This window comes from Brevundimonas sp. DC300-4 (assembly GCF_049897365.1).
In the GTDB taxonomy this organism is placed as follows: domain Bacteria; phylum Pseudomonadota; class Alphaproteobacteria; order Caulobacterales; family Caulobacteraceae; genus Brevundimonas.
The window spans coordinates 275,308-301,585 of the sequence record NZ_JAFCWC010000004.1 but is presented as its reverse complement, the minus strand read 5'-3'; the positions used below and the strand labels follow the sequence as shown (position 1 = coordinate 301,585).

The 26,278-nt window shown below is 62.9% G+C and carries 22 protein-coding genes and 1 pseudogene; 8 read left to right on the top strand and 15 right to left on the bottom strand.

The window, feature by feature from the left end; genetic code table 11:
• Nucleotides 1-792: 792 nt before the first annotated feature.
• The 4 genes from ACP7AZ_RS09335 to ACP7AZ_RS09320 all read right to left on the bottom strand — a co-directional run bounded on the left by ACP7AZ_RS09335 (nucleotide 793) and on the right by ACP7AZ_RS09320 (nucleotide 5,698).
• Nucleotides 793-4,683 (bottom strand): PAS domain-containing protein, encoded by a 3,891-nt coding sequence (locus ACP7AZ_RS09335; RefSeq protein WP_426038288.1) that lies wholly within the window; start codon nucleotides 4,681-4,683, stop codon nucleotides 793-795.
• A 363-nt stretch (nucleotides 4,684-5,046) separates the two neighbouring features.
• Nucleotides 5,047-5,202 carry a hypothetical protein gene (locus tag ACP7AZ_RS09330; RefSeq protein WP_426038286.1) on the bottom strand — a complete coding sequence of 52 codons (156 nt, stop codon included), beginning with the start codon at nucleotides 5,200-5,202 and terminating at the stop codon, nucleotides 5,047-5,049.
• 4 nt (nucleotides 5,203-5,206) lie between these two features.
• The gene (locus ACP7AZ_RS09325; RefSeq protein ID WP_426038284.1) at nucleotides 5,207-5,395 is read right to left on the bottom strand and encodes a hypothetical protein; all 189 of its coding nucleotides are present in this window, start codon (nucleotides 5,393-5,395) and stop codon (nucleotides 5,207-5,209) included.
• A 108-nt stretch (nucleotides 5,396-5,503) separates the two neighbouring features.
• Nucleotides 5,504-5,698, bottom strand: coding sequence for a hypothetical protein (locus tag ACP7AZ_RS09320; protein ID WP_426038282.1), 195 nt, complete (start codon nucleotides 5,696-5,698; stop codon nucleotides 5,504-5,506).
• 279 nt (nucleotides 5,699-5,977) lie between these two features.
• On the opposite strand from ACP7AZ_RS09320, the gene ACP7AZ_RS09315 reads away from it, so the two are divergent.
• The 4 genes from ACP7AZ_RS09315 to ACP7AZ_RS09300 all read left to right on the top strand — a co-directional run bounded on the left by ACP7AZ_RS09315 (nucleotide 5,978) and on the right by ACP7AZ_RS09300 (nucleotide 9,583).
• Nucleotides 5,978-6,460 (top strand): PH domain-containing protein, encoded by a 483-nt coding sequence (locus ACP7AZ_RS09315; protein ID WP_426038280.1) that lies wholly within the window; start codon nucleotides 5,978-5,980, stop codon nucleotides 6,458-6,460.
• The gene (locus ACP7AZ_RS09310) at nucleotides 6,457-7,968 is read left to right on the top strand and encodes a PH domain-containing protein (protein WP_426038278.1); all 1,512 of its coding nucleotides are present in this window, start codon (nucleotides 6,457-6,459) and stop codon (nucleotides 7,966-7,968) included. The genes ACP7AZ_RS09315 and ACP7AZ_RS09310 overlap by 4 nt, the downstream gene beginning before the upstream one ends.
• A gap of 232 nt (nucleotides 7,969-8,200) precedes the next feature.
• Complete coding sequence (locus ACP7AZ_RS09305; protein WP_426038276.1) at nucleotides 8,201-9,061, top strand: histone deacetylase family protein; 861 nt, start codon at nucleotides 8,201-8,203, stop codon at nucleotides 9,059-9,061.
• 3 nt (nucleotides 9,062-9,064) lie between these two features.
• Nucleotides 9,065-9,583 (top strand): 2'-5' RNA ligase family protein, encoded by a 519-nt coding sequence (locus tag ACP7AZ_RS09300; RefSeq protein WP_426038274.1) that lies wholly within the window; start codon nucleotides 9,065-9,067, stop codon nucleotides 9,581-9,583.
• A gap of 246 nt (nucleotides 9,584-9,829) precedes the next feature.
• On the opposite strand, the gene ACP7AZ_RS09295 is transcribed toward ACP7AZ_RS09300, so the two are convergent.
• The 5 genes from ACP7AZ_RS09295 to ACP7AZ_RS09275 all read right to left on the bottom strand — a co-directional run bounded on the left by ACP7AZ_RS09295 (nucleotide 9,830) and on the right by ACP7AZ_RS09275 (nucleotide 14,314).
• On the bottom strand, nucleotides 9,830-10,243 hold the full coding sequence (locus ACP7AZ_RS09295; protein ID WP_426038272.1) for a DUF4149 domain-containing protein: 414 nt from the start codon (nucleotides 10,241-10,243) through the stop codon (nucleotides 9,830-9,832).
• A 519-nt stretch (nucleotides 10,244-10,762) separates the two neighbouring features.
• Entirely contained in the window at nucleotides 10,763-11,629 is an 867-nt protein-coding gene (locus ACP7AZ_RS09290; protein ID WP_426038270.1) for a metal ABC transporter permease, read from the bottom strand.
• Nucleotides 11,626-12,492, bottom strand: coding sequence for a metal ABC transporter permease (locus ACP7AZ_RS09285; protein ID WP_426038268.1), 867 nt, complete (start codon nucleotides 12,490-12,492; stop codon nucleotides 11,626-11,628). The genes ACP7AZ_RS09290 and ACP7AZ_RS09285 overlap by 4 nt, the downstream gene beginning before the upstream one ends.
• Nucleotides 12,489-13,376 carry a manganese/iron ABC transporter ATP-binding protein gene (locus ACP7AZ_RS09280; protein ID WP_426038266.1) on the bottom strand — a complete coding sequence of 296 codons (888 nt, stop codon included), beginning with the start codon at nucleotides 13,374-13,376 and terminating at the stop codon, nucleotides 12,489-12,491. Before ACP7AZ_RS09280 ends, ACP7AZ_RS09285 begins: the two co-directional genes overlap by 4 nt.
• Nucleotides 13,373-14,314 carry a metal ABC transporter substrate-binding protein gene (locus ACP7AZ_RS09275; protein ID WP_426038264.1) on the bottom strand — a complete coding sequence of 314 codons (942 nt, stop codon included), beginning with the start codon at nucleotides 14,312-14,314 and terminating at the stop codon, nucleotides 13,373-13,375. The genes ACP7AZ_RS09280 and ACP7AZ_RS09275 overlap by 4 nt, the downstream gene beginning before the upstream one ends.
• Before the next feature lie 183 nt (nucleotides 14,315-14,497).
• Between ACP7AZ_RS09275 and ACP7AZ_RS09270 the strand changes: the two genes are divergently transcribed.
• The gene (locus ACP7AZ_RS09270) at nucleotides 14,498-15,379 is read left to right on the top strand and encodes a transporter (RefSeq protein WP_426038262.1); all 882 of its coding nucleotides are present in this window, start codon (nucleotides 14,498-14,500) and stop codon (nucleotides 15,377-15,379) included.
• Nucleotides 15,380-15,489: 110 nt separating this feature from the next.
• Here ACP7AZ_RS09270 and ACP7AZ_RS09265 read toward each other — a convergent pair.
• The 4 genes and pseudogenes from ACP7AZ_RS09265 to ACP7AZ_RS09250 form a co-directional block, all read right to left on the bottom strand.
• Nucleotides 15,490-15,706 (bottom strand): annotated as a pseudogene (locus tag ACP7AZ_RS09265) (DDE-type integrase/transposase/recombinase); the annotation flags it as partial.
• A gap of 252 nt (nucleotides 15,707-15,958) precedes the next feature.
• Entirely contained in the window at nucleotides 15,959-17,044 is a 1,086-nt protein-coding gene (locus ACP7AZ_RS09260; protein WP_426038260.1) for an alpha/beta hydrolase, read from the bottom strand.
• 131 nt (nucleotides 17,045-17,175) lie between these two features.
• Nucleotides 17,176-17,775: a sigma-70 family RNA polymerase sigma factor gene (locus ACP7AZ_RS09255; RefSeq protein WP_426038258.1), complete on the bottom strand. Its 600-nt coding sequence runs from the start codon at nucleotides 17,773-17,775 to the stop codon at nucleotides 17,176-17,178.
• Nucleotides 17,776-18,834: 1,059 nt separating this feature from the next.
• Nucleotides 18,835-19,128 (bottom strand): hypothetical protein, encoded by a 294-nt coding sequence (locus tag ACP7AZ_RS09250; protein WP_426038256.1) that lies wholly within the window; start codon nucleotides 19,126-19,128, stop codon nucleotides 18,835-18,837.
• A gap of 573 nt (nucleotides 19,129-19,701) precedes the next feature.
• On the opposite strand from ACP7AZ_RS09250, the gene ACP7AZ_RS09245 reads away from it, so the two are divergent.
• The 3 genes from ACP7AZ_RS09245 (at nucleotide 19,702) to ACP7AZ_RS09235 (ending at nucleotide 23,241) form a co-directional block, all read left to right on the top strand.
• Nucleotides 19,702-20,082 carry a PilZ domain-containing protein gene (locus ACP7AZ_RS09245; RefSeq protein ID WP_426038254.1) on the top strand — a complete coding sequence of 127 codons (381 nt, stop codon included), beginning with the start codon at nucleotides 19,702-19,704 and terminating at the stop codon, nucleotides 20,080-20,082.
• Nucleotides 20,083-21,432: 1,350 nt separating this feature from the next.
• Complete coding sequence (locus tag ACP7AZ_RS09240; RefSeq protein WP_426038252.1) at nucleotides 21,433-21,843, top strand: ester cyclase; 411 nt, start codon at nucleotides 21,433-21,435, stop codon at nucleotides 21,841-21,843.
• Between the two features lie 9 nt (nucleotides 21,844-21,852).
• Entirely contained in the window at nucleotides 21,853-23,241 is a 1,389-nt protein-coding gene (locus tag ACP7AZ_RS09235; RefSeq protein ID WP_426038250.1) for a dihydrolipoyl dehydrogenase, read from the top strand.
• A gap of 2 nt (nucleotides 23,242-23,243) precedes the next feature.
• Here ACP7AZ_RS09235 and ACP7AZ_RS09230 read toward each other — a convergent pair whose 3' ends face one another.
• Both ACP7AZ_RS09230 and ACP7AZ_RS09225 read right to left on the bottom strand, forming a co-directional pair.
• Complete coding sequence (locus ACP7AZ_RS09230; protein ID WP_426038248.1) at nucleotides 23,244-24,050, bottom strand: glucose 1-dehydrogenase; 807 nt, start codon at nucleotides 24,048-24,050, stop codon at nucleotides 23,244-23,246.
• Nucleotides 24,047-26,137, bottom strand: a complete 2,091-nt coding sequence (locus ACP7AZ_RS09225; RefSeq protein ID WP_426038246.1) for a glycogen debranching N-terminal domain-containing protein — start codon at nucleotides 26,135-26,137, stop codon at nucleotides 24,047-24,049. Before ACP7AZ_RS09225 ends, ACP7AZ_RS09230 begins: the two co-directional genes overlap by 4 nt.
• Nucleotides 26,138-26,278 lie beyond the last annotated feature (141 nt).

Genomic DNA, 26,278 nt, shown 5'->3' with positions numbered 1-26,278 from the left:
GCAAGTGCACTGGCTCAGCTACGGCATCTAGAACTCAAGGCAGCGACAACGGTCGAACGGACGGAGTGTGATCTGCCCGAGCAGAGGTGGGCATTGTCGCGATGCTACCGTCTGACCTTTCCCTACGCAGATTCAGACGACCCCGAATGGAAGCTTACCGTCTTGGCGGGAATACGGACGGGTAGTTCGCCGGTGGAAATACGCTCGCTCCACCTAGCGCACGTTGAAGAGCCCCTCGTGATGTATTGATTCCAGCAAAGGTCCGCTAACCCCCCTTTGCGGAAGTCGGCGACGTCCGCTTTACGGAAGGCTCGCCTTCAACCCACCCACCGCCCGATAGCGGACGTTCCGAACGTCTCAGATGAGCCAGGAACGGACTAATGACAGCGAGCCCCAGACTCTCCGGCAGCAAAAATCGCAAGGATTTCAGAGCTTCGAGATGGCTTTACATCTGCTGTTACACTTCAACGAATCGCCGCTGGCCCACGCAACAGGCCGTAAGCTACTGAAATACATAGAAATATGGCGCGCCCGGAACGATTCGAACGTCCGACCCTCAGATTCGTAGTCTGGAGAAGAGTCGTATAGATTGAATATCTTACTGAATATTGGCTGTAACAACCAACACCACACTGGGTCAGCAGCGCATCGGGGTTACAGATCGCGCGGGATGACCTCTGGCACCATATCTGCTCGCGCCAGAACCAGTCATTCAACTAGCTCGCAAAACGCGACATTCGGCCCACGATCAATGACCAGCCGAGCTGCGACCAGTCTCACAGCGCCCCGCCGCTATTCACCGACCGGAATCACAGCGGAGATGCTCTCCGCCAACTCGGCACTCCGGAACGGCTTGGTCAACCGCGGCAAGTCCTGCCCAACGGCGTCCACCTCTGCATAACCGGACACGATCAGTATCGGGAGTGTCGGCTTGATGGCACGCGCCTCCCGCGCGAGGTCCACTCCGCTCATTCCGGGCATGAGGTGGTCGGTGATCAGGAGGTCCGGCATCGTGCCAGTCTTAAGGAGTTGCAACGCCTCCTCTGCGGTCCCCGCCTCGACGACCTCGAACCCGAGGTCGATCAGCATGTCTGCGGTGCTCATGCGCACCAGCTTCTCGTCGTCCACGAGCAGCGCGACGCCACGACCGACGCGCGTTGCGGGAGTTGCGGCGGAAGCCTCTTGAACGCCGATCGCCGCAGTGCTGATCGGAAGCCAGAGCTCGATCGTCGTGCCTTTGCCCGGCGTGCTGTCTATTATCAGCCCGCCACCGAGCTGCGCCGCGAGGCCGTGGACCATGGACAGCCCCAAACCGGTTCCCTTGCCGACGCCCTTTGTGGAGAAGAACGGCTCGATCGCTCGCTGGCGCGTTGCATCGTCCATCCCAGCCCCTGTGTCGACGACGCACAGCAGCACATAGTCCCCCGGCTGGAGACCCGAGGTGTGGCCCGGGCACACGCTCTCTCGCCTTGCCGTGACACTGAGTTCGCCGCCGTCCGGCATGGCGTCGCGTGCGTTCACCGCCAAGTTCAAGAGCGCCATCTCGAGCTGGTTCGGATCGGCCTTGGCCGGCGGCAGATCCGGGTCGATAACCACACGCACATCGATCGTCGGACCGAGCGTCGAGCCGATCATGCCGACCATGCCTTCAACGAGCTTAGATATCTCCACCGCGACTGGCTGGAGCGGCTGGCGTCGAGCAAAGGCGAGCAGACGCTGAACCAATATCTTCGCCCGCTCGGCCGATTGTAACGCGCCGTCGATCAGTCGACGCTCGCGCTCGCTACCGACGCCGCGGCGCACCAGCATGTCGAGGCTGCCGACTATCGGGGTGAGAAGGTTGTTGAAATCGTGCGCGACGCCGCCGGTGAGCTGCCCCATCGCCTCCATCTTCTGGCTCTGGCGCAGCGCCTCCTGGGTCTGCTCCAGCTCCGTCTGCGCCCGCACCCGGTCAGTCACGTCATAGGCCGCCTGAAACGCGCCGACCCGCTTACCGTCGCGGTCGCGCAAGGGGTGGAAACGCACCTCGTAGAAGGCACGCTCGCGCCTTGGATCGCCAAACTCGTCGAGAACAACGAACTCCTCGCCCGAGAGCGCGCGGCTCCAGTGGCGCTCGACCTGCACGCGGTGCTCCGGCATTGAGGCGAGCACGTCGAGCAAGTTGTCGCCGACCTTCGGGCGCACGCCGTACAGGCGCTCCATTCCGCTAATGGTGGCGTCGTTGACCGCGAGAACACCGTAGTCGAGGTCGCAGGCGAGTACGGAGGCGTCCGTGCTGTCGACGAAGTTGGCGAGAACCTGACGCTCAGCGAGCGCGTCGGCGACCCGCGCTTCGAGCGACTCGTTAAGATCGCGCAGATCGTCCTGAGCACGGGCGCGCTCGACCGCCGCCCAGGCGTGTGCCGCCACCTCGCGCACCAGCGCCTCCTCCTCAGCAGTCCAAACGCGCGGACGAGCCTGGTGGACGTGGAGGCCGGCCGCCCAGCGGCCGTCGCGGCGCAGCGGGACCGACAGGACGGCCGCCATGCCGGCGGCGGCGAACGCCTTCTCGCCTTCGACGCCGTGCGTGTCGTCAAAGCGCAGGACCTCGCCCGCGCGCAGGCGCGCTAACGTGTCCTCGCCGAAGTCGGCCAAGAAGTGGCTGCCGAGTATGCCGGGGCTCGCGTCAGTGCGCCACTCGTCGGTGACGACGAAACGGTCGCTGTCGACAAGATAGTAGTTCGCCTGGTCGACGCCGAGGTGCGGACCCAATCGCTCGGCGACCGCCGCCATGATCCCGGAGGGTGAGGTCAGCGCGCGCAGGGCGTCGCTCAACTCGACGCGAAAGCGGTGGCGCGCCTCGCTCTCGTGCAGCGCTGCTTCGGCGCGGGCCCGCTCGACCGCCGCCCAGGTGCGCTCGGCGACCTCTTCAACAAGGGAGACTTCGCCCGGTGTCCAGACTCGAGGGCTGGTTGAGGCGGCCACGATCGCCCAAAGCGGGTTGTTTTCGCCTTTGCGCAGGGTCGCAGCGATCAAAGCACGGATGCCGAGGCCGTCGAAACTGGCCTGGTCGCGGTCCGAAAGCCCCTCCATTTCCACGACATCGTCGAGCACCAGCGTCCGATCAAACGCGATCCGCAGCGCCTCGGGAAAATCGGACAAACGCACTTGAGCGGGCAACGGGGGCAGACGGTCGTCGTGCACCTGATGGGGAAAGTCGCCTAGATCCTCCGCCAGCCGATAAATACCGACATAGCAGCGATCGAGCCGCATCTGCCCCGAGAGCATCCGGAGCGCTCGGTCCGTCATGGCCTCGGCGCTCGGCTCCGCCCGTAGCGCGTCGCCGAGTTTCAGCAGGAACGCCTGGTGCTCCTGTTCCTCCAACTCGGCTTCCTCGCCATAGTGGAGCTCCGTGACCCGCGTGACTTGGTGAATGATGGCGCTGATCTCGCCCGACCCATCGAGCATTGGCGCGTTGATCGCCTCCCACCAATGCGGCTCGAACCCGCCGTCGAGAGTGACGAGGTCGTAGCGCACGCGCTCCATTGCGTCGGTCGTCCGCGTCGTCAGGACACGGTCCAGCGAAATGGCGAGCGCATCGGACCCGAGTTGGCCCGGGCGGCTCGGGTCATCAGGAAGAACATCGAACAGCCTGCGGCCGACGAGACTTTCACGTGTCGTCAGAGTTGCGGCGAAATACGCATCGTTTGCTGCAATGATTGTGAAATCCGGCGCGTTTGGCGCAAGCACCATGAACGGCACCGGCGATGCGGCGAACAGGGCCTGGTATCGCGCTTCGCTTTCGCGCAGCGTCGCATCGGCGCGGCGAATTTCGGTAACCTCGTGACCTTCAAGGAAGATGCCGGTGACGTCGCCCGCCTCGTCGCGCATCGGTTCGTAGACGAAATCAAGGACAACCTCGCGGCCTTGCTGGTCGGGCGCTTCGCGGAGCGTCACCGCAGTGCCTTCCGCGACGAACCGCTCGCCCGTTGCGTAGACGCCGTCCAGCATTTCGAACAGGCCCTGGCCTGCAAGGTCCGGGAACGCATCGCGCACCGTACGGCCGAGCAAGTCGCGCCCACCGGCGAGCTGGACATAGGCCTCGTTCACGAACTCGAACGTGTAATCGGGTCCGGTCAGGATGGCGATGAACCCCGGCGTCTTTTCGAACAGCCGTCGCTGGCGTTCGGCTTGCTCTTTGAGCCGCTGCTCGGTCAGCACCTGACCGGTCGTCTCCGTCGCGGCGCAGAACAGGCCGACGACCGCGCCGTCTTCGTCGCGCACGGGCGAATAGGAGAAGGTGAACCAACAGTCCTCCGGGCAGGCGTTGCGGTGCAACACCAGATGAAGATTTTCCGACCAAGTCGCCTCGCCGCCGAGCGCGCTGTTCACCAGCGGCTCGACCTCGTCCCAGACTTCCGACCAGACCTCCCGGAACGGTCGTCCCAGCGCCCAAGGGTGCTTCTGTCCGAAAACCGGACGGTAGGCGTCGTTGTAGAGAAAGACGAGTTCCGGCCCCCAGGCGACGAACATGATGTGCTTGTTGGCGAGCATCAGCCCAACCACCGAGCGCAGCGACTGCGGCCAGTCCTCCGGCGGTCCGACCGGCGAAATCGACCAGTCGTGCGCGCGCATCAGCGCGCCCATCTCGCCGCCGCCGGTCAGGAACGTGAGATTGGAACGGCTGGCCGAAACACTTTCCAATCGCCGTCCCCTTCTTGTGGTCCCCTGCAACTTGGATGACCTACCCAAGACTTAGCGCGCAAGACCCGCCTCGTCGTTGGGTAAAGCAATCAACTTAAAAATATCATGCCGCGAGGCGTTCGACCCCAACAGCAGACATTGTGACGGACCAGACAACCCAGCCCTGATCGATCATCTGGCCGATCGTCGCCGCGCGTCAGCGCCACCACGAGACCGGTCGGTTCTCCAGCTTGACGTAGCTCATCAGAACCAGAGGGCGAGCGCCGCAGGTGCGATCGGACCGTCGGTCTGGGATTCATTACGGGTGTAGGACACGCGGGCGACCCGACTGCCGCAGGTGCACCGAAATCGGCTGGATCGTCCCTAAACCGGCCAGAACCGCACCGAGCCGAACAGGGGGCGAGGATCCATCAGGACGGCGCGGCCACACTCCGGGCGGTCGCACTGGACCACCAGTCGGCGGCCGTGTTCTGGCGCTACGTCTTCGCGTGCGATGCGCGGGCGATTGAGGTCGGGCATGACATCACCCAGCGATGGCGGTGGAGCAGCCCAGGCTTCGGAGCTGGATGCCGGCGGCGGATCGCAGAACAGCGCCGGGAACCCGCGCCTCAATACGGTCGAGTATCTCTCCAGCGGCGCGAACGCGGTCGGTCTTGCGGGCGAGTTCAGCGTCCAGCTCGGCGAGCAAGCAGGCCAGGGATCGGTCGTTCATTCACTCTCTCCAGGTTGCCGACCCGGGGCACTTGTGACTCCGCCGGACGGCGGCACGCAAGCAAAGTTCCGTATTTGTTCTTAATTCTGTGGGCGCCGATGAAGGCGCTCAGTTCGGCTGGAACGCCCTGCCACGGTTGCCGATCAGCACCCAGCCAGCGTTCGTCGGCATGTATCCGCCTTTAGCCTTGGCGACGGCCAGCCCCAACACCGCCAGCTCTGGCCCCCGGCTTGGTGCCGCCGCGCGGGCGGGGTCCACCATATCGAGCAGGGCCTCAACGCGTTCGGGGTCGGTCATCATCATGAGATCTCGGACGGGTTGAATGGGCGTGGCAGAGGGCGCGGCGTGCCTCGCTTTCTCTGCAGGAGTGGACTCTAGCAGCTCCCGGAGGAGTTTCAGGGGAGCAGATCAACGATACGTTCGCGCGCATGCTGACAGGCGTCTGTCGGGACCCCATATCGCCCCGCAATATTAAGCACATTCAATATGTTATTTCATATCGGGCGGGGTCTCGCTTTCAACGCCGATCAACAGATCGGACGGCGCTTGAGCCGTTGGTACCCGATGGCGCATAAGACAGCGATGGCGGTCAAACTCGTAAAGCTGCAATCGCTGGAGCGCGGCTACCTCACGGTCCTACGCGTTCGGTCAGCCCTTGGATGGCTGATCTTCGCAACGATGGCGGCGGTGGCTGACGGCTATCTGCAATGGCGTCTCGGCCTCACCCCGGGGGTCGTCGCTGGACCTGTCATTGCACTGGCCTTCCTGTCGATCGTCGTCCTCGTTCCGGGGCGCTGGCGTCGGTGGGGCTATGCCTTTACCGACAGAGAACTGCACGTCGCGTCTGGCTGGCTGACGCGCGAACACACGATCGTGCCGCTCTCTCGCGTCCAGCACATCGATGTGAGCCAAGGTCCCATCGAGCGCAGCGCGGGTGTCGCAACCCTCAGCCTGCACACCGCCGGCACCGAGAACAGCCTTGTGGTGCTCCCCGGCATAAGCCGCCAGCGTGCCGAGGAAATCCGCGATGCGATCCGCGGCCGGATCAGCGACGCGCCCTGGTGAGCGAACCCGATCCTTCGAGCGTGGCCGAGACTCTGCCGCCGCGCCGCCTCGACCCGCGCACCATCCTCATCAAGGTCCTCCAGAACTCGCCCTCCATCCTCCTCGCCTTGCCGGCGATCCTGGTCGCATCGCGCGGCGAAAGCGCGGCGATCGGGCTGCTGGTCGTGGGGATGTCGCTGCTGGGGGGCCTCATTCTGGTCTCCAGCTGGCTTCGCTGGCGGACCTTCACCTACCAGATCCTGCCAGGGCAGCTCGTCATCGCAAGCGGCCTGATCAATAGGACCCGCCGATCGATCCCGGCCGAACGGATCCAGGATGTCTCGATCAAACAGGGGCCCTTGTCACGACTGCTGGGTCTTGCACAGGTCCGCATCGAGACCGGTGGCGGGGAGGCCGACGAGGGTCAGCTCGATAGCGTCAGCCTCTCGGAAGCGTATCGGCTTCGAGAAGTGCTCCGGGGCCTTCGAACGAACGGTGCCCCCTCGGAGGCGGCCGGCGGGGAAGCTGAAAACGAGGCCGAAGCCATCCTGTTCAGGTTAGGGCTACCCCGCCTGCTCTACTCCGGACTGTTCAGCTTCTCGCTCGTCTGGGTCGCAGCCATATTCGGCGTCGGCCAGTATCTGAACCAGGCGCTCGGTTATGGCTGGGACCGATGGCTGGACCTGCTCGGCGTTTCCGAGCAGACGCTGAGATCGAACATGAATGGACCGGTCGTCCTGGCTGCGGCTGGTCTGGCTTTGGCAGTCGGAGTGCTGGCCGGCGTCATCCGGACGACGTTGCAGAACTTCCGCTTCAAACTCGCCTATGCTGAGGGCCGGTTTCGCTACAGCCGGGGCCTGTTGACACGCACCGAGGTGGTGGTGGCCAAGCGCCAGATCCAGCTCAGCCTAATCGAGCGCGGTGCCGTGAGCGGTCGGTTGGGATGGTCGGCGCTCAAGGTCCAGACACTGGGCGGCAGCGATCACCTCTCTGGCCGCCAGGAACTCGTTCCTTTTGCGCGGCCTGCGGAACTGGCTCCCATCATCGCCCTGGCTGGACTTCCGCCCTTCGAGCGGTCACTGCTGCGGTCGGTCTCGGCCTTGCACGGCGTGCGTGCCCTCGTCGCTTTTGTCTTGTTGCCGACCGTGATCATCTTGGGCGCTACTACCGTCTTCCCGCTTGCCGCCCTGCTTCTGTTCACGATGCCCGCCCCGCTAGCGGTCGCGCTGCTGCGGCCCCGCTATCACCGGTACGCGCTCGCCGAGACCAGCGTGCAGGTATCGCGCGGGGTCCTCAAACAGCGCGACTGGACCATCCCCTACGGCAATGTCCAGGCCGTCACGGTGCGGCGCGGACCCATCCAGCGGATGCTTAGGATCGCCACGGTGCGGATCGACACCGCCGGTGGACGCGGCATCCACACCCCACATATCCTAGATATCGATGTGGACCAGGCCTCAGCCTTCGTGCGCGACCTCCTCGAACGCGCAAACAATCTGGGAGGGACAACTCACGGAAACGCGCGGTAGGTCAGGCAGAAGGACGGGCGTCCAACCCGGTCGGACATAGCGGCTCTGCGCCAACTGCGGACAGTGGGACAAAGTCGAAAAGCGGACCTCCAACGTTAGCAGCTGGCGCAGAGGAAGCCTCACAGCCGCGAGGATGTTATCACCTAGCCAGCATGTCCACGCCGCGCACTCTTCCCCCGGTCGTCTACCACCCGGCCTACAGCGCTACGCTTCCGCCTGGGCATCGCTTCCCATGGAAAAATACGCTCGACTGGCTCAGGTGCTGGAAGAAGAGGGTCTGATCGGGCCTGAGGGACTGCACACCCCCGAACCCGCCACCTTCGAGATGCTCGCCGCCGTGCACGACCCCGGCTACGTCCGTCAGGTGTTGGACGCTGCCGTTCCGCCTAACGTCGAGCGGGTCATCGGCATGCCGGTGACCCGCGGTGTCTCGGATCGGGTGCAGGCGGCGGTCGGCGGCACCCTGATGGCGGCGCGTCTAGCGCTTCGCTATGGCTTGGCCTGTAACACCGCCGGCGGCAGCCACCATGCGGGACCAAGGAGCGGCGCAGGCTACTGCGTCTTCAATGACATCGGCGTGGTCGGCCGCGCGATGATCGACGCAGGCGAGATCCGTAAGGCTCTCGTCGTCGATCTTGACGTACACCAGGGCGACGGCACCGCCTTCATCTTCGAGCAGGAGCCGAGGGTCTTTACCTTCTCCATGCACGGTGAGAAGAACTATCCCGTGCGACGAGGCCCAAGTGATCTGGACATCGACCTACCGGATGGGACCGGCGATGAAGCTTACCTGGCCGAGCTGCGAGCGACACTTCCTGTCCTGCTCCAACGCGTCCAGCCGGACCTCATCTTCTACATCGCCGGCGTCGATCCGCATGTGAGCGACCGTCTCGGCAGGCTGGCCCTGAGCGACGAAGGCCTGTTAGCGCGCGACGCCTATGTTCTGGAGACCTGCTTGCCTGTAGCGCCGGTCGTTGGCGTGATTGGCGGCGGCTACGACAGCGACATCGACCGGTTGGCGCGCCGCCATGCCACTCTGCACCGCGCTGCTGCTGACGCTTGGCGCAGCGGGCTGGCCCGGCCGGCCGGCTGAGCGATGTCCGACGAACACCCTCCCCTGATCGTCACGGCCGCCATGGATGACGGGGCGTTCGCCTGGTTTGAGGACTTGCGTCAGTCGCACTTCCCGCGGCACCGCAACAAGGTCCCCGCGCATCTGACACTCTTTCACGCTCTTCCGGGTGTACATGAGCGCGCCGTGGCGCAGACGCTGAAGGCGGCGTGCCAACGCCGCCGCCCTCTTCAGCTGGACGTGCGAGGCCCTTGGTCCCTGGGTCATGGCGTTGCCTACCGGCTCGCCTCTCCTGACCTCGAACGAATGCGAGCAGAGCTGGCGGAAGCTTTCTCACCCTGGCTTACGCGTCAGGATCAGGCCCCGTTCCGGCCCCACATCACCATCCAGAACAAGACGGATCCGGGTGACGCCCGCCTGCTGCTCGAGCACCTGCAAATGGAGTTCGAGCCATTCCACATCTTCGCCGAAGGCCTGCTGCTCTGGCGCTATCTCGGAGGGCCTTGGGCGCTCGTCGAACGATTTGAGTTTGACGCTCCCTGAGCATGTGGGATCGCTCAGCGCCCAATTGCGCACCTCGGTTTCGCGCGCCGACCGCAGCATTCGAAATGAGCCGCTGGTACTCCGAACAGCGTTTTCAAAAAAAGATCTGCACCTTCTACTCGGGCCCAGTTCTGGACGGCCGAGAGATCGAAGAAGCGAAGAAGTTCAGCAGAGACTGGTCGGTCGATCGTCCTGACGAATTCGCCTGTTAGGCTTGGAATTCAACTGACGTCATTAACTGTGGTTTTAACCTTGGACCACCCTAGCCAGGCCGAGCATTTGGCTCAGGACCCAACCTGCGATTCCGATGTGAGCAAGGGTGACGAGCACAGACAGCCCGTGAAGCCATTTGAACTTCGACTTGGCACCCGCGTCGGGCGCGCGATTGATGGCAGGCATCCACATTTGGCGCGTTGGCAAGACCGTTACAGCGATAGTCGCCAAGGCAGGCGAAAGAGGCAATGACAATGGCCATGTGAGGATAGCGGCCAGCGTCGCAGTCCCCATGACAAACAGGTAGAAGTGCGGAAAGGCTTGGCGAATTGTCGGGCCCGCTGTCTCAGGCGGAAGGGCCGTGAAGATGAAGGCCGCAAAGCCAAAGGAATAAAGGATCATGCCTCCGAACAAGAGCGCGGTGGCCAGCAGGGCTGCTGTGATCATTGGTGGGTTCCGGCACGGGATGAGCCCCCCTCATATGTGGATCGGCGTCGAAATCGGACCCCATCGAAAGGCAGCCTAGATGGTTGGATTCACTATATAATATTACGTTGGCGCGTGTGCTGACAGGCGTCTGTCGGGACCCCGTCTCGCCCCGAGATATTGAGCTCATTCAATGTGTTACCTCATATGGGGTGGGGTCCGGCCTTCAACGCCGATCAACAGTTTAGACAAATGAAGACGCTGCAGAAGTTCAGCTCGGTCCACGCCGCATTCCACAACCACTTCAATCAGCACCGCCACCCTATCAGCAGAAAGACATAAAAAGCCCAACGCTCAACCGCCCTGGCTGAGTGGCAGACGCTTGCCGCATAGGCATCGCCTCCCCTGCCCGGACTCCCGTCGGTGGAGACGACTTAGCGTTGGACTGACAGCACCCAGCTGTCAGCTGTCAGCTGTCAGCTCGGAGAGCTGCTGTTGGAGCAGTTGGGGGGCGTCAACTCGTCCTCGGCCAAAGTTAGATTACTGGACTAGTTCTAACCGAGCCCGCTTGCGCAGTGATTTCAGATCACCTCGCGCTTTGGAAATTTGCGTCATGCTGAAAGCCACGATGAAGATGGCACTCAGGATCATCACGACCGTCGGCGCCGGGGCGCTGTCGAGGAAAAAACTTAAATAGACACCGGCGAGCGACGCGACGACGGCGATGACGACCGCGACTATCATCATCGGCAGAAACTGACGCGTGACCAGAAACGCGATCGCGCCCGGTGCGATCAGCATGGCGATGGTCAGGATAATGCCGGTTGCCGTCATCGCCCCGACGATCGCGAGCGACAGCAGGCACAGCAGTCCATAGTGCAGCCAGCGCACCGGCAGGCCCAAGGCTCCGGCCTGCTGCGGATCGAAGGCGTACAGCATCAGGTCGCGCCAGCGCAGGCCGATGACGACGACCACGAGAACGGCAATCATCCCACTCAAGATCAGGTCGGAAACGCCCACGCCCAGCATATTGCCGAATAGAATGTGATCCAGGTGAACGTCGGTTTCGATTGCCGTATAGAGGACCAGCCCCAGACCGAACATGCCCGAGAACACGACCCCAAGAACCGTGTCCTCCTTGATCCGGCTGTTCTCCTTTAGCCAGCCGGTAAGGAGGGCGCAGATCATGCCGGCCACAAAGGCGCCGACCACGAACGGCACTCCCGCCACATAGGCCAGCACCACGCCGGGCAGCACAGAGTGCGAAACGGCGTCGCCCATAAGCGACCACCCCTTTAGCACCAAGAAACACGACAGCAGCGCCGTCGGCACTGCCGTCAGCACGGCAATGGCGAAGGCGTTCTGCATAAACGGAAACTGGAACGGGCCCGTCAGCATCTCGATCATGACGCGACACCTGCGGTATGAGCGGCTTGTCGTCTGCGACGGGCGGCCAGCAGGCCGTGCTTGGGGGCGAACAGAAAGGCGGTGGCGAAAACCAGGGTCTGCAACACGACGATCACCCCGCCCGTCGCCCCGTCCAGGTAATAGCTTAGGTATGCCCCGACGAAGCTGCAGGTCGCCCCGACAGCGACGGCGATCATGATCAGCCGCGGAAAGCGGTCGGTCAGTAGATAGGCCGTCGCTCCCGGCGTCACGACCATGGCGATGACAAGAAAGGCCCCAACGGTCTGGAGCGCGGCCACGGTGCAGGCGCTAAGCAGGACAAAAAACAGTCCTTTGAGGACCGTCGGGTTCAGGCCGACGGAGCGAGCGTGGTTCTCGTCAAAAAAAGCGACCATCAGATCCTTCCATTTGGCCAGTAGGATGGTTAGGGACAAGCCCGCGATAATAACCAGCTGGATCGTGTCGGCCCGGGTCACCGCCAAGATATTGCCCAACACGATCGTCTGGATGTTCACCGCCGTCGGAGACAGCGACACCATGAACAGCCCCAGGCCGAAGAAGGCCGTGAAAATCAGGCCGATGATTGCGTCCTCTTTGAGCTTGGTGCGCTGGTTCAGGAACAGCATGGTCGCGGACGCCAGCCCACCGGCCAGAAAGGCCCCCAGCGAAAACGGCAGCCCAAGCATGTAAGCGCCGGCCACGCCCGGCACTATCGAATGCGACAGCGCGTCTCCCATCAGCGACCATCCCTTCAGCATCAGATAGGCCGACAAGAAGGCGCAGACGCCCCCGACCAAGGCACTGACGAACATGGCGTTGATCATATAGCCATAGCCGAACGGCTCGATCAGGGTCGCGATCACGGGACCGTTTCCGGGCTCGGCTCGGGGGTGCGCTCGGAACCGACTGACCCTGGCTTGCCATAGACGATGAACGGTCTTTCGTCGTCGGTCAGCACCCCGATTGCCCGACGCCCGGAACCCAACGCCGCGTCGCCCAGGATGACGTGGCGCAACACCCCGCCGAACGCCTTTTCCAGATTGGCCTGGGTGAAAACCTCTTCGGTCGGGCCCGCGGCAATTACGGTCCGGTTGAGCAGGACGGCGTGGTCGCAGAACTCCGGCACCGTCCCCAGATTGTGTGTCGAAACCAGCAGCACCCGGCCCTCGTCGCGCAGACCCCGCAACAGATCGGTGATGGCGTCCTCGGTCTTGACGTCCACGCCGGTGAACGGCTCGTCCAGCAGGATGACCCGTCCGTCCTGGGCCAGGGCGCGGGCCAGGAAGACCCGCTTCTTCTGGCCGCCCGACAGTTCGCCGATCTGGCGTTTGCGGTAATCGCTCATGCCGACCCGCTCCAACGCCACATCGACGGCCGCGCGGTCGGCGGCCGTGGTCATCCGCAGCCAGTTCATCCGGCCATAGCGGCCCATCAACACCACGTCCTCGACCAGGACGGGGAAGTTCCAGTCGACATCCTCGCTTTGGGGCACATAGGCGACCAGGCTCTTCTTTAGCGCCGCCTTGACCGCCAGGCCCAACACCGAAACCGTTCCGCCCGTGACCGGCACGAACCCCATGATGGCCTTGAACAGGGTCGACTTGCCGCTGCCGTTGACGCCGACCAAGGCGGTGATGCTGCCGGCCGGCACGACGAAAGATGCGTCTGACAGCGCCGTGTGGCCGTTCCGGTAGGTCACCGTCGCGGAGCGGATATCCAGGCCGGCGGCGTCTGTCGTATCCCTCACGCCGACAACCCCGTCGCGATCGTTTCAGAGGTCACGCGCAGCAGGTCCAGATAGGTCGGCACCGGTCCATCCGCCTCACTGAGTGAGTCGACATAAAGCACCCCACCATAGGCCGCGCCGGTCTCGCGCGCGACCTGTATGGCCGGGTCGGCCGAGATGGTGCTTTCGCTGAACACGGCCGGGATGCGATTGGCACGGACGATGTCGATGACTTTGCGCACCTGTTGCGGCGTGCCCTGCTGATCGGCGTTGATTGGCCACAGATAGACCTCACGAAGCCCGAAATCGCGCGCCAGATAGCTGAAGGCGCCCTCGCTGGTCACCAGCCATCGACGCTCCGGCGGAATGACGGCCAGCCGCTGGCGGATGGGCGCGACCACGGCCGCGATCCGCGCCTTATAAGCCTCGGCATTGGCTTGGTAGGTCCCGGCATTCGGAGCGTCGTAGCGGGTGAAGGCACCGGCGATATTGTCGACATAGACCTGGGCGGCGGTCGGCGACATCCAGGCATGGGGATTGGGCCGACCGCTATACGGGCCTTCGCCGATCCCCATCGGCTCCAAGCCGTCGGTCAGAGTGACGCCCGGCACGTCGCGTAGATTGCCAAAGAACTGCTCGAACCACAGTTCCAGGTTCAGGCCGTTCCAAAGGATCAGGTCGGCGTCTTGGGCCTTCAGCAGGTCGCCGGGCGTGGGCTGATAGTTGTGAATCTCGGCCCCGGCGCGGGTGATGGACTCGACCGTGATCCGGTCGCCGGCCACGTTGCGGGCCATGTCGGCGAGGATGGTGAAGGTCGTCACCGCCTTGAAGCCGCCCCCCGCTCCGGCGCTATCTGGCGCCGAGCAGGCCGACATTCCGGCCAACGCGAATGCGCCGCCTGCGAGCGCAAGAACGCCCCTGCGGCTCTGGGTGATTTGGGGCCGGATTTCCGAGATCAAGGTCGTCTCCCCTACGCTTGCCTAACGGTGGAATACGTCCAACTCGCACAAAAGTTGCCTGATGCTAAATATTTTAGTCGAGGCTGAAAATTTGTTTGGAGATTGTTGATCGGGGCCTCACCTCTCGGTGCGAGCGTTCGCGCCATCTTCGCTTGCGCACCCATCTGTCGAGGTGACCGCGTGATGCGTATCTCTACTATTTTGCCTTATATTCAATGGTCTAGGGGCTTCGTATTCGCGGTCTCAATGGTCGCGTCGTCCACCGTCATGGCGCAGGAGCCCGACAAGTCCCGATACACCCTGACCAACCCGACCCCGCACGAGCTGATGCGCGAGCTGTCCACCGACCGGCCTGACAAGACTGAAAGCGCCTATACGGTCGATGCCGGACATTTCCAGTTCGAGATGGATTTCGCGACCTTCACGACCGACCGGGATGAAGACACCGACCTCCGAACTGAAACTCTGAACCTCAGCCCGATCAACCTGAAGGTGGGGCTAACCAACAGCACCGATCTGCAGATCGTGATCGATTCCTACATCCGCCGGACGGTGATCGACCGGGTGTCCGGGACGCGATCGACGGCCGAGGGGTTCGGTGACGTCACCGTTCGGTTGAAACACAATCTGTGGGGCAATGATGGCGGCCGAACGGCTTTGGCTCTGATGCCGTTCGTCAAGACGCCGACTAACACAAACGGCCTAGGCAATGATGCGGTGGAGTTCGGGCTGATCGTCCCCCTCGCGATCGCAGTGTCCGATCGCGTCGGCATCGGGCTGATGACCGAGATCGACATGCTGGAGGATGCGGACGGCAGCGGCCTATCGCCATCGTTCGTGAACTTGGCGACCGTCGGTTTTGCCCTGACCGACCGCGTTGCAATTTACGCCGAAGTATTTACGGAACGTAGTTCCGAGGGCGGTGCCACGTGGGTGGTCACCTTCGACGCCGGCGTCACCTACGCCTTGACCGACAGCATCCAATTGGATGCAGGTGTTAACTTGGGCGTCACAGACGCAGCTGATGACATCGCCCTTTTTGCCGGATTGTCACGAAGATTCTAGGCGGTCCTAGTCAATCATATGGCAATCGGGCGACGAGATGAGAACGGGCACGTGAGGAGGCGTTGTCAGGATAACCGCGCCGGGTCGAGGAGCGTCCTACCCTGCCGGAATCAGGCGACCGCAGTCGCCCATCCGGCATCGGCTTCGGCGCGATAGCGGCGAAGGGTTGGATCTGTCGATCAAATGACGCTGGGTGTTGAAGGTGTTGTAGATCTCCGCGTGGGTGGTGAGGAATCTCTGTGCTGAAGACTGCGATTTGAACCGCTGCTGTTGCCGTTCTCGTCGTCGGATCGGGAGGTGGGAGTTCTCGACGCGGTTGTTTTCCCGCAGCCGAACCGGCCGGTGCAGAGGTGTTGTCAAGTTAAAGCCACACTTGGTGCCGTCGGTTGAATACTATGCCCAAGCGGCGAGTCGGGCAGGTCTGTTCATCGACCACCCTCTGCTGAATTTCTTCTTTTTTTGCCCGATCGGTGTCCCTGAAATAGGCCTGACTAGAAGCTGCGAATCTCATCCTGACAACACCCGTCGAACGACGACGCTGAATCTAGTTTGCAGGGACGGAGTGTGTTCGCCAGGCTCTCAGCGAAGGGCCATCCGTAGGCGACCAAACGACCAGTCCTGGGCCTCCCTGGCGTCACGCACGACGTCGGCCATTGAGAAGAACTCGTGCACCGAGCCTTCCCAGCTCCGGCGTTCGACCCGAACCCCGGCTGAGCGCAGCGCGGTTTCAAGCGTCGCGCCGTCGTCGCGCAGAGGGTCGATGTCGGCGTTGACGATGGTGACGGGAGCGAGGCCACGCAGATTGGCGGCGACGAGGTTGAAGCGGGGATCCTGCTGATCGGCCGGACCGCGCAAGGCATATTGGCCGAACCACGTCAGGGTGGCGGTGCGCAGCGGCAGGCTTTCGGTGTTCGCCATTTTCGAAGCCAGCATCGGATCGGCGTTGGCGATGGGATAGACTGCCAGGATCGCCTCTGGCTGAGTCCAGCCTGCGTCTCGCGCAGAGATCGCGACATTCAGGGCCAGATTGCCCCCAGCGCTTTCACCGGCGACCGCGATGTTATCGGGATTTCCACCCCAGGAGGCGGCGTTCTGAACCACCCATCGCCACGCGGCGTTGGCATCGTCGTGAGCGGCGGGGAACTTGTTCTCCGGGCCTTTGCGATATTCGACCGAGACCACGATCGCGTTTAGCGCCTTGGCCATTGCGCGCGGCGTGGCGTCATAGACGTCGAGGTCGGCGATAACCCAGCCGCCGCCGTGGAAGTAGACCACGACCGGGAGGTCCGTGCCCGTGGCGTTCGCGGGTTTGTAGATGCGAGCCGGCTGCTGGCCGGCTCCGGCGGGATACATCAGGTTTTGCGTGGTCACGCTTGCATCGGCGGCCGTGGACATGCCCATGTCGGTCTTGACCCGCATCACCGCCTGATCTGGCGACGGCTGTGTGCGAGCCTGTGCGACGCTCAGGGACTCGATCGGCCGTGCTCCGAGCGCGGCCAGAGCGTCGAGCACCCGCTGCATGTCAGCGTCGGGCGCGCCGCTCATTCCAGCCATAGCTTGAGCTTCGCTATCGCCCATCATCATGCCGCCCATCGACCCGCAGGCGGCCAGTGTCGCGGCCAGACCCACGGAGGCGGCCAGAGCAGCCATACGAGCGATTTTCATGAGAGTTCCTTGTGGCTTAAAGGCCGTTCGCTGAAAGAACCCGGGTCGGCCGGCGATGTTCCAAACGGTAGAGGTCGAAGAAGGGGGCGGCGATCTTCTGCCGAACAAGCCACTGGGTGCCGCACTGTCCGTCAGGCTCTGTAGCCGAGCGCCTGTTCTTCGACTGCGGACCGAACCTTCATGAGCGCACGACGCATCCAGTACTTCATAGTGCCCAGCGGGATGCCGTCTCTCCTGGCAATAGCAACATACGATTCGCCGTCTACAAAAGCCGCGTGAAGATGTTCACGCTCGCGGGCACTCAGTTGGGCGAGCTCTTTCAAGACCCGCTGCCACTGCTGTTGCTTGATCACGGCATCGAGCGCACTGGGCGCATCATCTTCAATCTGGTCAAGTTCGTCGTTGGTCATCGGGCGCTGCGAACGCCTCCAGTCTAGAGAACGGTTCCGCGCGATAGCCGATAGCCATGCGATGGAACTTCCCCGCTCTGGATCAAACTGAGAAGCGCGTTTCCAGACCGTGGCGTAGACCTCGCTCGTTACGTCTTCTGCTGCATCTCGATCCCCGCAGATTCGGATGCAAGTGGCAGAAAGTTTTGAGAACGTCAGCGTATAAACTGTACCAAACGCGTTCTTGTCGCCGGCCCCGGTCAACAGCAAAGCATGTTGCAATCCGCTCTGGGCCGGAGTGAGAGGGGCGAGATCATTGAACTCACGACGTCGTGCGTACATCTCGCGTCTTGTTAATCCAGCCATGTTGGGCCCGCTCGCTCGGCGAGCGGTCACGGCTCGATCGGCTATCCACAGACAGTCTGCGGTCTAGGTTGCTCGAACGCACGATAGGGGTGTCCGTTGCGCCAACCGGCAGTCTGACACGCGGCGGCACCGAACGGTCTCTATTCTTCAATGCCTCGCCGAACGACCCTTTCCGCGTCGCCTCGAGTTGAGAGCCATGCATCCAATCGTACGCGACTAATCTGCCCGCCCAACTGCAGCCTCAAGTAAGGACAGTGATCAGCCAAGGCGGCCGTTTGACCCGTCCACGCAAATGTCCGCAGCGGGTCGAGATCGGTCGCGGTCTGGCGGCGAGAAAGCGGACGTCATCAGGCAGCCGGCATCCCCTTCGGGGCCCAGCGCTGCGCCCAACGCCATCCCAGCTCAGACTCACGGACTGCCCAGCCGGAAGGCACGTCCGCCTCAGGCCGGCTCCATGTCCTACGGGAAGATGTGGTGCCGCTTAGGTGACTCGAACACCTGACCCCCGCATTACGAAATCTAGTCAAGCAGAAGGGTCAAACCCAACGCCAGCATGGGTTTGGAGGGCCAGCAGCGGCTGCGATAGTCGGCCGACCCAACCCCTTCCCAGTCTGGGCGAAGCGGATGTTTCCAACTCTTCTGAGCTGCGGCGCCTTCCGGTGGGCGCGTCCACAATTCCGACCTGCGCTATACCCGCAAACACTGCCGGAGGCGGGGCTTCGAGGCGGTGTATCGGAGTGGTGTCCAGGCGGTTGTCCAACCCTCGCCCACCGTCGAGAATGTCCGATGTTCGGCCCGATCCCTTCCACTGATGTCGACCCATCCGAGACATTGGCAGCGTCCGATCATCGATGGGGCACTGCTGCGTTATTAGTGGAACATGTTATGAACGATCCGTAGTTGCCTCGCGCCGAAGCAGATGTTGGACAGTCAGGCCGATTTGACGGCGTTAAGTCCGGAGCGGCTCGGCGAACGGTCGCACCTCGCGCCCCTCGTCGCTTAACCCAAGTTCCAACCTTTGGTTGAGGCAGAGGCTCATTCGTGCTCGCCATCCGGCCGACGCCCAGAACCCTTGAACACGGACGGCTTTACCTTCGCAGCCGTGTAGGTGGCGACCGTGATGGCAGCCGCGCCAATCAACACGGCGTGGCCGATAATGTTTGCGAAAGCAGTCGTGTAGCTGCCGATCGCGATTGAAAAGCTCACCGCCCACATGAAGCCCAACGCCTGGAGGATGTAGTGCCTGATGGCCACGTCTTCGATGTGACGCAGAGGGCTCACCTTGTGATTGAAGATGAAATCCCATGCTTGAACGATAAGCTTTATCATTTCTGTGACCCTTCGAACGATGTTTGCTTAGCACAAAGCCGTTCTCGCTTGCGAGGGGTGCGCGTGTGAGTTCTGCTCACAATGCGGATTTCAGACCAGTCAGGTTCTGGCCCCCCCCGTCCGCCCGGCACCGTTCGATACACCGTGCTCGGTGCTACCCCGACTGCCCCGCCTGACAAACTAAGCCACCTCATTCTTCATGACGGGGCTGGATTTGGCCGAGTGTTAGGGCTGGTTGGTGCTGGCGGGCACACTTTCGTCTTTTGGTGGAACCTTCGTCGCCACGCACTGCCTCAACAAACTCACGACTGAGGCGCTCCGATATGGCGTCGGGCTTCGGATGCTCGTGATCGGCGCAGTTCTCTCCATCAGCTTAGCCGACTGAGCCTACGCCCGCTCTCCACCCAGAACAGCCCTTCGACGGGTCCGGTTTGGAGCGGCAACGCCAATGTTTGGATTGCGGCCGATAGCCAACCGCTGGGTGCGACCCGTTTCGGAAATTGAAGTCGCCCGACGGTAAGCGGCGAACTGGCCCTCAATGGTTTCGAAGAACTTTGTCGGCAGGTTGAGCAGATGAAGAAGATGGGATCGAACGCCGCGCAGCCCCACCCTGACCGCCGTTCGGTTGGACGGGAACGGTGTATTCTGCGTTGCCAGATTACGCACGGTCTGTGGGGGGAGGTCTTCGACGGAGTTGTCAGAGATTTGCATGGGGACGGCGCACGTCTTCGCGTGCGTCATCAAAGCAAGATGTCGGGCCGGATCAAAATTGAGATCCAGCCTTCAGGTTCTCAACATGTTGCGATTGTCGTTTGGCAACGGGGCGATGAAATCGGGGTCCGATTGATCGCCACTCTGGATCAGACAGCCGAGCGTCAAATCGAGGCTCTACGGCTGGCTGGGGCACAAATGCGCAGGTCTACACTCCGCCCGGATGTCGACGAGGGCTACTAGGCCCCCGCATCTGAAGGCTGTCTCGAACCCGTTGGAGCTTCCCAAGCTGCGACAACAGAGAGCTTCCCGCCACGGCGGCTCCCTGCCTTTTCTGATAGGTCATTTTCGACCCCTTTCGGATTTCTGGGACGGCCACTTTTGGGCGGGGCACACTAAATGTTGCGGTAGCCGTTTAGGACGGTGCTACCTGGACAGATAATGTGCGTTCCACAAGACGTTTTCGATGTCCGCTATCGGCGCGCGAGGTAAGACTGACATCGACCCCAATGACACCTCGGTGATGACGGTGCGGGATAGACGCTCGGCTTTCCAGCTCTCAGGCCTGGCAGGAGAGAAGTTTCATTAGATGGACGGGGAACAACGGATACCCGGCTGCGCTCTGGCTGAGCTTGAGCGAGAGCTTAGGCTTGTTTCCCGGCCGACCAATCCAGCCCCCCTTCCAGGTCGGTCGGGAAACTGAGACCTCTCGCGGGGAAGTGGGTCTTTTGGCCTGCGGTCGCCGCTGCTCCTTGTCCGGTCACCGAACCTGATTTTGGCCAAGTGCGCTGCTGTGTCGGCGAGCCAGGTCCGCTTTGCGCCCAAGGGCCCAGGTCGCTTTTCGACCTTTAGCGGACCTTCGCGCCTGTTCGCTCATATGGCGGGCACCGGGAGAAAGTCCCGTGAAGTTTTGCTAGGCCACTCGACCCATTCGAGCCGACAGGACCGGCGCAACGTTGGCTGGTCACACCGCATGGTGGAGAAGGTCGAGGCCCCGGAACAGGCCGTGCCCCGCTCTAATCGCGACGAAGCGCGGCCAATGACGATCGGAACGAGGCGACGATGGCCACCTGAATGATGCTGGGCCTGCTTTGTCTGCAAGCGGAGGAGTTAAGCTGACAGTGCTAGACCGCCTTCACGCCGGCTTCACTGAAGCTTGATGGCGAGCGTCACAATCGAGGCAACCGGCACGGCCAGGCGAAGTTGGCATGGGGTATCCTATCCAGCGCGCCACGCCGAGGCAGACCAGGGCAGCGGCTAACACCAGCAGCCATATGTCAGCCTGTTGATCGGCGTTGAAGGCGGGACCCCAGCCGGTATGAAATAACATATTGAATGAGCTGAATATTGCGGGGCGAGACTGGGTCCCGACAGACGCCTGACAGCATGCGCGCGAACGTATTGTTATGTGGCGAATTCAACCACTTAGGCTGCCACTCGATGGGGTCCGATTTCGACGCCGATCCACATATCTGTGAGTGGGGTGCCTCGGACGCTCGCGGGAGTGCGATCGTCTCGGAGCGAGGCCGAGCCGATCGCAACCGATCAGGTGGCTGGCGGTTAGGGGACTCGACCCACTTCTAAGGAATCTCCATGTCCGACGCCGCAATCGCCGCCACCAAACGCTTCGGCGAGATCGTCAACACCGGTGCGCTCGACGCATTTCCGGAAGTCGTGGCCGAAGGCTGCGTCGATAATGACCCGTCCCCAGAACAGGGTTCCGGCCCTGAAGGGTTCAAGACGTTCTTCACTGGCATGCGGGCGGCCTTTCCCGACATGAAGGTGGAGCCCCAGACCATGGTCAGCGAGGGTGACAAGGTCGCTTTCGCCTACACACTGACCGGCACGCACCAAGGTGACTTCCTGGGCGTTCCCGCCACCGGCAAGCCGATCGAGATCCGGGGGATGCAGATCGGCCGGTTCGAGGACGGCAAGATGGTCGAGCGCTGGGGCTCTTCGGACGAGCTGGGCGTCCTTAAGCAGATCGGCGCGGCTCCGGTCTGAGGCGAGCAGTTGCTAAAACCCGCTGCCTGCGATGTCGCGATCATCGGCTCCGGTTCGGCCGGGCTCTCCGCCTATCATGCGGCCAAAGCCACGGGCGCAAAGGTCCTGCTGATCGAGGCCGGGCCCGGCGGCACGACCTGCGCGAGATATGGCTGCATGCCGTCCAAGCTCCTTCTGGCAGCCGCGCGTTCAGCACGAGACACCAGGGCGGCGACGACGTTCGGCGTCCGCGTCGTGGACATTGCGATCGACGGCAAGGCGGTCATGGCCCGGGTGCGGCGCGAACGCGATCACTTCGTGGGAGCTGTGCTGGAGGAGGTCGCCGCCATCCCGCCGTCCGACAGGCTGCGGGGTCGGGCGCGGTTTTCTAGTCCCGACACCTTGACGCTCGACGATCATACGATCGTCACGGCCCGGGCCATCGTGATCGCCACCGGCGCGCGACCGGTCGTCCCCAGGGAACTGGCCGAGACCTGCCAGGAGAGGATCGTCACTCATGAGACGGTCTTCGATCTGGAAACACTACCGCGCGCGTTGGCGGTAATCGGGGCTGGTCCACTCGGTTTGGAGCTGGCCCTGGCCTTTGGCCGGTTGGGTGTGAAGACGACAGTCTTCGACGAGGGCGACACGATCGGGGCGGTCAGGGATCCCGTCGTCGCCGAGGTCGTGGCCGATCAGATGAAGCGGGAGCTTGTCTTCGAACTGGGCGTGAAGGTCGAGGCGAAGCGCAAGCCAGACGGCGACATCCTGCTCCAATGGTTGGAGTCCGGCGGCAAGGCGCGGCGCGGGACATTTGACTATGTGCTCGACGCGACGGGGCGGAAAGCCGCCGTCGAAGGTCTGAACCTGAACCTCGCGGGCCTGGACTGCGACGAGGACGGCGTGCCCGTGTTCGATCCCGACACTCTCCGCTGCGGCGGGTTGAACATCTTCATCGCGGGCGACGCGAACGACGACCGGCCTGTCCTGCACGAGGCTTCCCTGCAGGGCGAGCTGGCCGGTCGCAACGCCGCGCACGCACCGAAGCTGGAGAAGCGGAAGTCAATGCCGAGCATGGCCGTTGTCTATTCCGATCCGGACATCGCCAGCATAGGACCGGGCTGGGACGAAGATGCGGCCAAGGGCTGGAATGTCGGATGCAGCGATGATGTCGGAAGGGCGCGGGTCGACGCCAGGCCGTCGGGGGTGCTGCGCGTCTATGCCGAGGCGAAGGACGGCGTGCTACTCGGCGGCGAACTGTTTGGACCGGACGTCGAGCATCTCGCACATCTGCTCTCTTGGGCGGTCCAGCTTAAGATGACTGCTAGGGACGTGCTCGATATGCCTTTCTACCATCCGACGATGGAAGAGAGCTTGAGAACGGCGCTGCGCGACTTGGCGGATAAGCAAAAAAACTGAACTCACCCGCCCTCGCGGAAGTCCGGATAAAGGCTCATGCCGCCGTCGACGAAGAGCGTGGTCCCAACCACATAGTCGGCCGCGTCCGAGGCCAGCCATACCGCGCACTGTGCCACGTCGTCGACCTCTCCGATCCGGCCGTAGGGGATCAGTTTCAGCAGTTTGCGCGCCGCCGCCGGCGTGTCCCAGGCGGCTTTGTTGATTGAGGTCTTGATCGCTCCGGGGGCGATGGCGTTGACGCGGATTTTCTGGTCGGCGATCTCCTGCGCCATCGTCTCCATCAGCATGCGCACTCCGCCTTTGGCTGCCGCATAGTTGGCGTGACCAGCCCAGGGTATGCGCTGGTGCACCGAGGTGACGAACAGCACCTTGCCGAGCGCCTTGGACCGATTGGGCTCCAGCCCCTGACGCCGGAAGCGCTTCGCTGCCTCCTGAGCGCAGAGGAAGGCTCCGGTCAGATCGAGATCGATCACCTTGCGCCAGTCCTCCAGCCTCATCTCCAGGAAGGGCGCATCTGCCTGAGCACCGGCGTTGGCGACCAGGATATCCACCCCGCCGAAATGGGCGTCCGCCGCATCGAAAAGACGCTGCACGTCTTTTGGCTTCGAGACGTCTGCCTTGACCGAGACCGCGCGGCCCTCCTTTTCGAGAATCTCTGCCGTCACGGCCTTGCCTGCGTCCGCGTCGCTGTGGTGATTGACCACGACAGCGGCCCCCGCTTCGGCGAAGGCCAGGGCGATGGCCTTGCCGATCCCCGAGCTGGCGCCGGTGACCACGGCTCGTTGACCGGCGAGAGGTTTTTGGCTCATGCGCAATCCCGATCGGCGGAGGTGACGGTTCCGGAGACGATGCCCCCTGCGTCGCGCGTCACCCTACATACGAACCTGCGATCGCCGACGGTCAAGCCGCGGATCTCGAGCCTATCGACGCCAGTCGGAAGAGTAGGGCTTTCCATCATTGGTCCCGACGGACCGACGCGCAGGCCAAGCAGTTCTGTCAGGAGGTAGGGCGCCGCACCTGCCGACCAGGCTTGCAACGGCCCGGCGAACGGACACCTTGCCGGAAACAGGCCGGGCTCGCGGTCGAATCCGATGAAGAACTCGGGCAGACGTCCCATGGCGAAATGCTCCGACACATCGATCATTGTGTCGAAAACGGAGATCGCGTTTTCAGTCAGGCCGTGTCTCTTCATGCCCGCCGCAATCAGTGCGTTATCGAAGGGCCAGACGCTGCCCAGATGATAGTTCAGCGGGTTGTAGGCCGCAGCCTCCGCCGACAGGGTACGAATGCCCCAGCCCCCATTCATGTCAGGACGCATCATTCGCTCGGCCGTACGCCTGGCCTTGTCGTCGTCGGCGATGCCTGACCACAGCACCTGACCCGCGTTGGAGCCTACGACGGCTAGTTGACGCCCGCCGGCCTCAAGACCGAGAGCGAAACACCCCTCGGCCTCCATCCAGAAATCCCGGTTGAACCCTTCGCGCAGAGCGGCGGCTGAGGTCTCCAAGTCGGCGGCGGCACCGTCTTCGCCTGCCCGCCGAAACGCATCGGCCATCAGGCGTTGCGCTTGCCAGACGTAACCCTGGACTTCGCTGAGCGCGACCGGCCCTTGCGAAGGACTGCCGTCAGCGCGCGGCACGCCGGTCATCGAATCCTTCCATCCCTGATGGATCACGCCGTCTTCGTTCTGACGATCATAGGTCAGATAGCCGTTCTCGTCGGCGGCGCTGCGAGCCGCCATCCAGGCGAGCGCCGCATCGATGCTGGTCCGGAGTTCGTCGAACAGGTCGTCTGATCCCGACCACTGCGCATGGCGTCCGACCAGGATCAGGAACAGGGGCGTCGCGTCGATCGACAGGTAGCTCGGTCGGTGCGGGACTTCTCTCAGATTGGCCATGGCTCCGACGCGGAGCTCGTGCGGCATTTTTCCAGGTTCTTCGCCGGTCTCAGCAACGATCTTCTTACCCTGGTGGCGAGCGAACAGGCGCAGCACACCTTCGGCCGGTCGGGGATCAAACGGCAGGCTCTGCAAAGCCGCGATGAGACTGTCCCGCCCGAAAGGCGCGACGAACCAAGGCAGGCCGCCGGCGATGAACGGCTCCTCCAGCTCGGTCAGCAGCATCCTTAAATCCTTGAACGACCTGTCGAGCAGCCGTTCGAAGAGGACGTTGTTGCTGGCGACTGAAACGCCGTCATAGACGGCAGGAATCGGTGGCTTCGCTCGCGCAGGCGCGTCGACCTCTACGACGGAGAAGCGGATCTCGAGCGCTTCCGTCTGCTGCGGGCCGATCTCCAGATCGAAAGCGATTTGGCGGGCGCTGCCTCGCGCCGCGATTTGGGCGGCGCGATCGAGGACGACCGTGAGGCACCGCTCGACCTCGTCGGCCCCGAGATAGCGAAAGGTCAGTCCGTTGTCCTGCGTCTCGACGGCGCGCAACGGGCCTCTGGCCTTCGCCTCTGCGCCTCGAAGCTCAAAGATGTCCTCGAACAGGGCGTCGATTGTCAGCGCCAGTTCGAACCGGATCGGCTCCAAAGCGAAATTGCGGATCGTGATCCGATCGGCGAGGCATAGGCTTTCGCCCGCGACCCTTCGGTCTAGTCGAAGGGCGAAGCACTGAGGCTCCATCCACTTACCGTCCGTCTGGACGATCCGGTCGTTGGTCAGGTCGTGGGCCGCCTTGGAGCCCCGCGCCGCGCTCGACATCAGCACCAGAGGCTCCCGTCCGCCCAAGGTCAGCTCGTACCGGCTTAGGAAACGGGTATCGCGGTGAAACAGGCCGACGCCGGCATCGCTACCACTCGGTATTCCGCCGTTGGGACAGGTCGCAAGAAACAAGGCGCCATCCTTAATCAGAATGGGCTGGGTGACTTCCGTCATGAAGGGGGCGTCGCTCAAGTCTGGCTCCGGTTTCGCGCAAGCCAAGCTGGCGGAAACCAACAACGCACAAAACCACTCCTCGCTTCACTTCAAAGAAAATCCGGCCGGTGGAAACGTCGGCCCGCACGACGCGTTGAGGCGGACAATCAATCGCCCGCC

Bases quoted from the DNA above. Each gene is read 5' to 3' on its own strand.
- ACP7AZ_RS09330 (WP_426038286.1), bottom strand. From the start codon at position 5,202: ATGCCCGACCTCAATCGCCCGCGCATCGCACGCGAAGACGTAGCGCCA.
- ACP7AZ_RS09325 (WP_426038284.1), bottom strand. From the start codon at position 5,395: ATGAACGACCGATCCCTGGCCTGCTTGCTCGCCGAGCTGGACGCTGAA.
- ACP7AZ_RS09320 (WP_426038282.1), bottom strand. From the start codon at position 5,698: ATGATGATGACCGACCCCGAACGCGTTGAGGCCCTGCTCGATATGGTG.
- ACP7AZ_RS09315 (WP_426038280.1), top strand. From the start codon at position 5,978: ATGGCGGTCAAACTCGTAAAGCTGCAATCGCTGGAGCGCGGCTACCTC.
- ACP7AZ_RS09305 (WP_426038276.1), top strand. From the start codon at position 8,201: ATGGAAAAATACGCTCGACTGGCTCAGGTGCTGGAAGAAGAGGGTCTG.
- ACP7AZ_RS09300 (WP_426038274.1), top strand. From the start codon at position 9,065: ATGTCCGACGAACACCCTCCCCTGATCGTCACGGCCGCCATGGATGAC.
- ACP7AZ_RS09295 (WP_426038272.1), bottom strand. From the start codon at position 10,243: ATGATCACAGCAGCCCTGCTGGCCACCGCGCTCTTGTTCGGAGGCATG.
- ACP7AZ_RS09290 (WP_426038270.1), bottom strand. From the start codon at position 11,629: ATGATCGAGATGCTGACGGGCCCGTTCCAGTTTCCGTTTATGCAGAAC.
- ACP7AZ_RS09270 (WP_426038262.1), top strand. From the start codon at position 14,498: ATGCGTATCTCTACTATTTTGCCTTATATTCAATGGTCTAGGGGCTTC.
- ACP7AZ_RS09260 (WP_426038260.1), bottom strand. From the start codon at position 17,044: ATGAAAATCGCTCGTATGGCTGCTCTGGCCGCCTCCGTGGGTCTGGCC.
- ACP7AZ_RS09255 (WP_426038258.1), bottom strand. From the start codon at position 17,775: ATGTACGCACGACGTCGTGAGTTCAATGATCTCGCCCCTCTCACTCCG.
- ACP7AZ_RS09250 (WP_426038256.1), bottom strand. From the start codon at position 19,128: ATGATAAAGCTTATCGTTCAAGCATGGGATTTCATCTTCAATCACAAG.
- ACP7AZ_RS09245 (WP_426038254.1), top strand. From the start codon at position 19,702: ATGAAGAAGATGGGATCGAACGCCGCGCAGCCCCACCCTGACCGCCGT.
- ACP7AZ_RS09240 (WP_426038252.1), top strand. From the start codon at position 21,433: ATGTCCGACGCCGCAATCGCCGCCACCAAACGCTTCGGCGAGATCGTC.
- ACP7AZ_RS09230 (WP_426038248.1), bottom strand. From the start codon at position 24,050: ATGAGCCAAAAACCTCTCGCCGGTCAACGAGCCGTGGTCACCGGCGCC.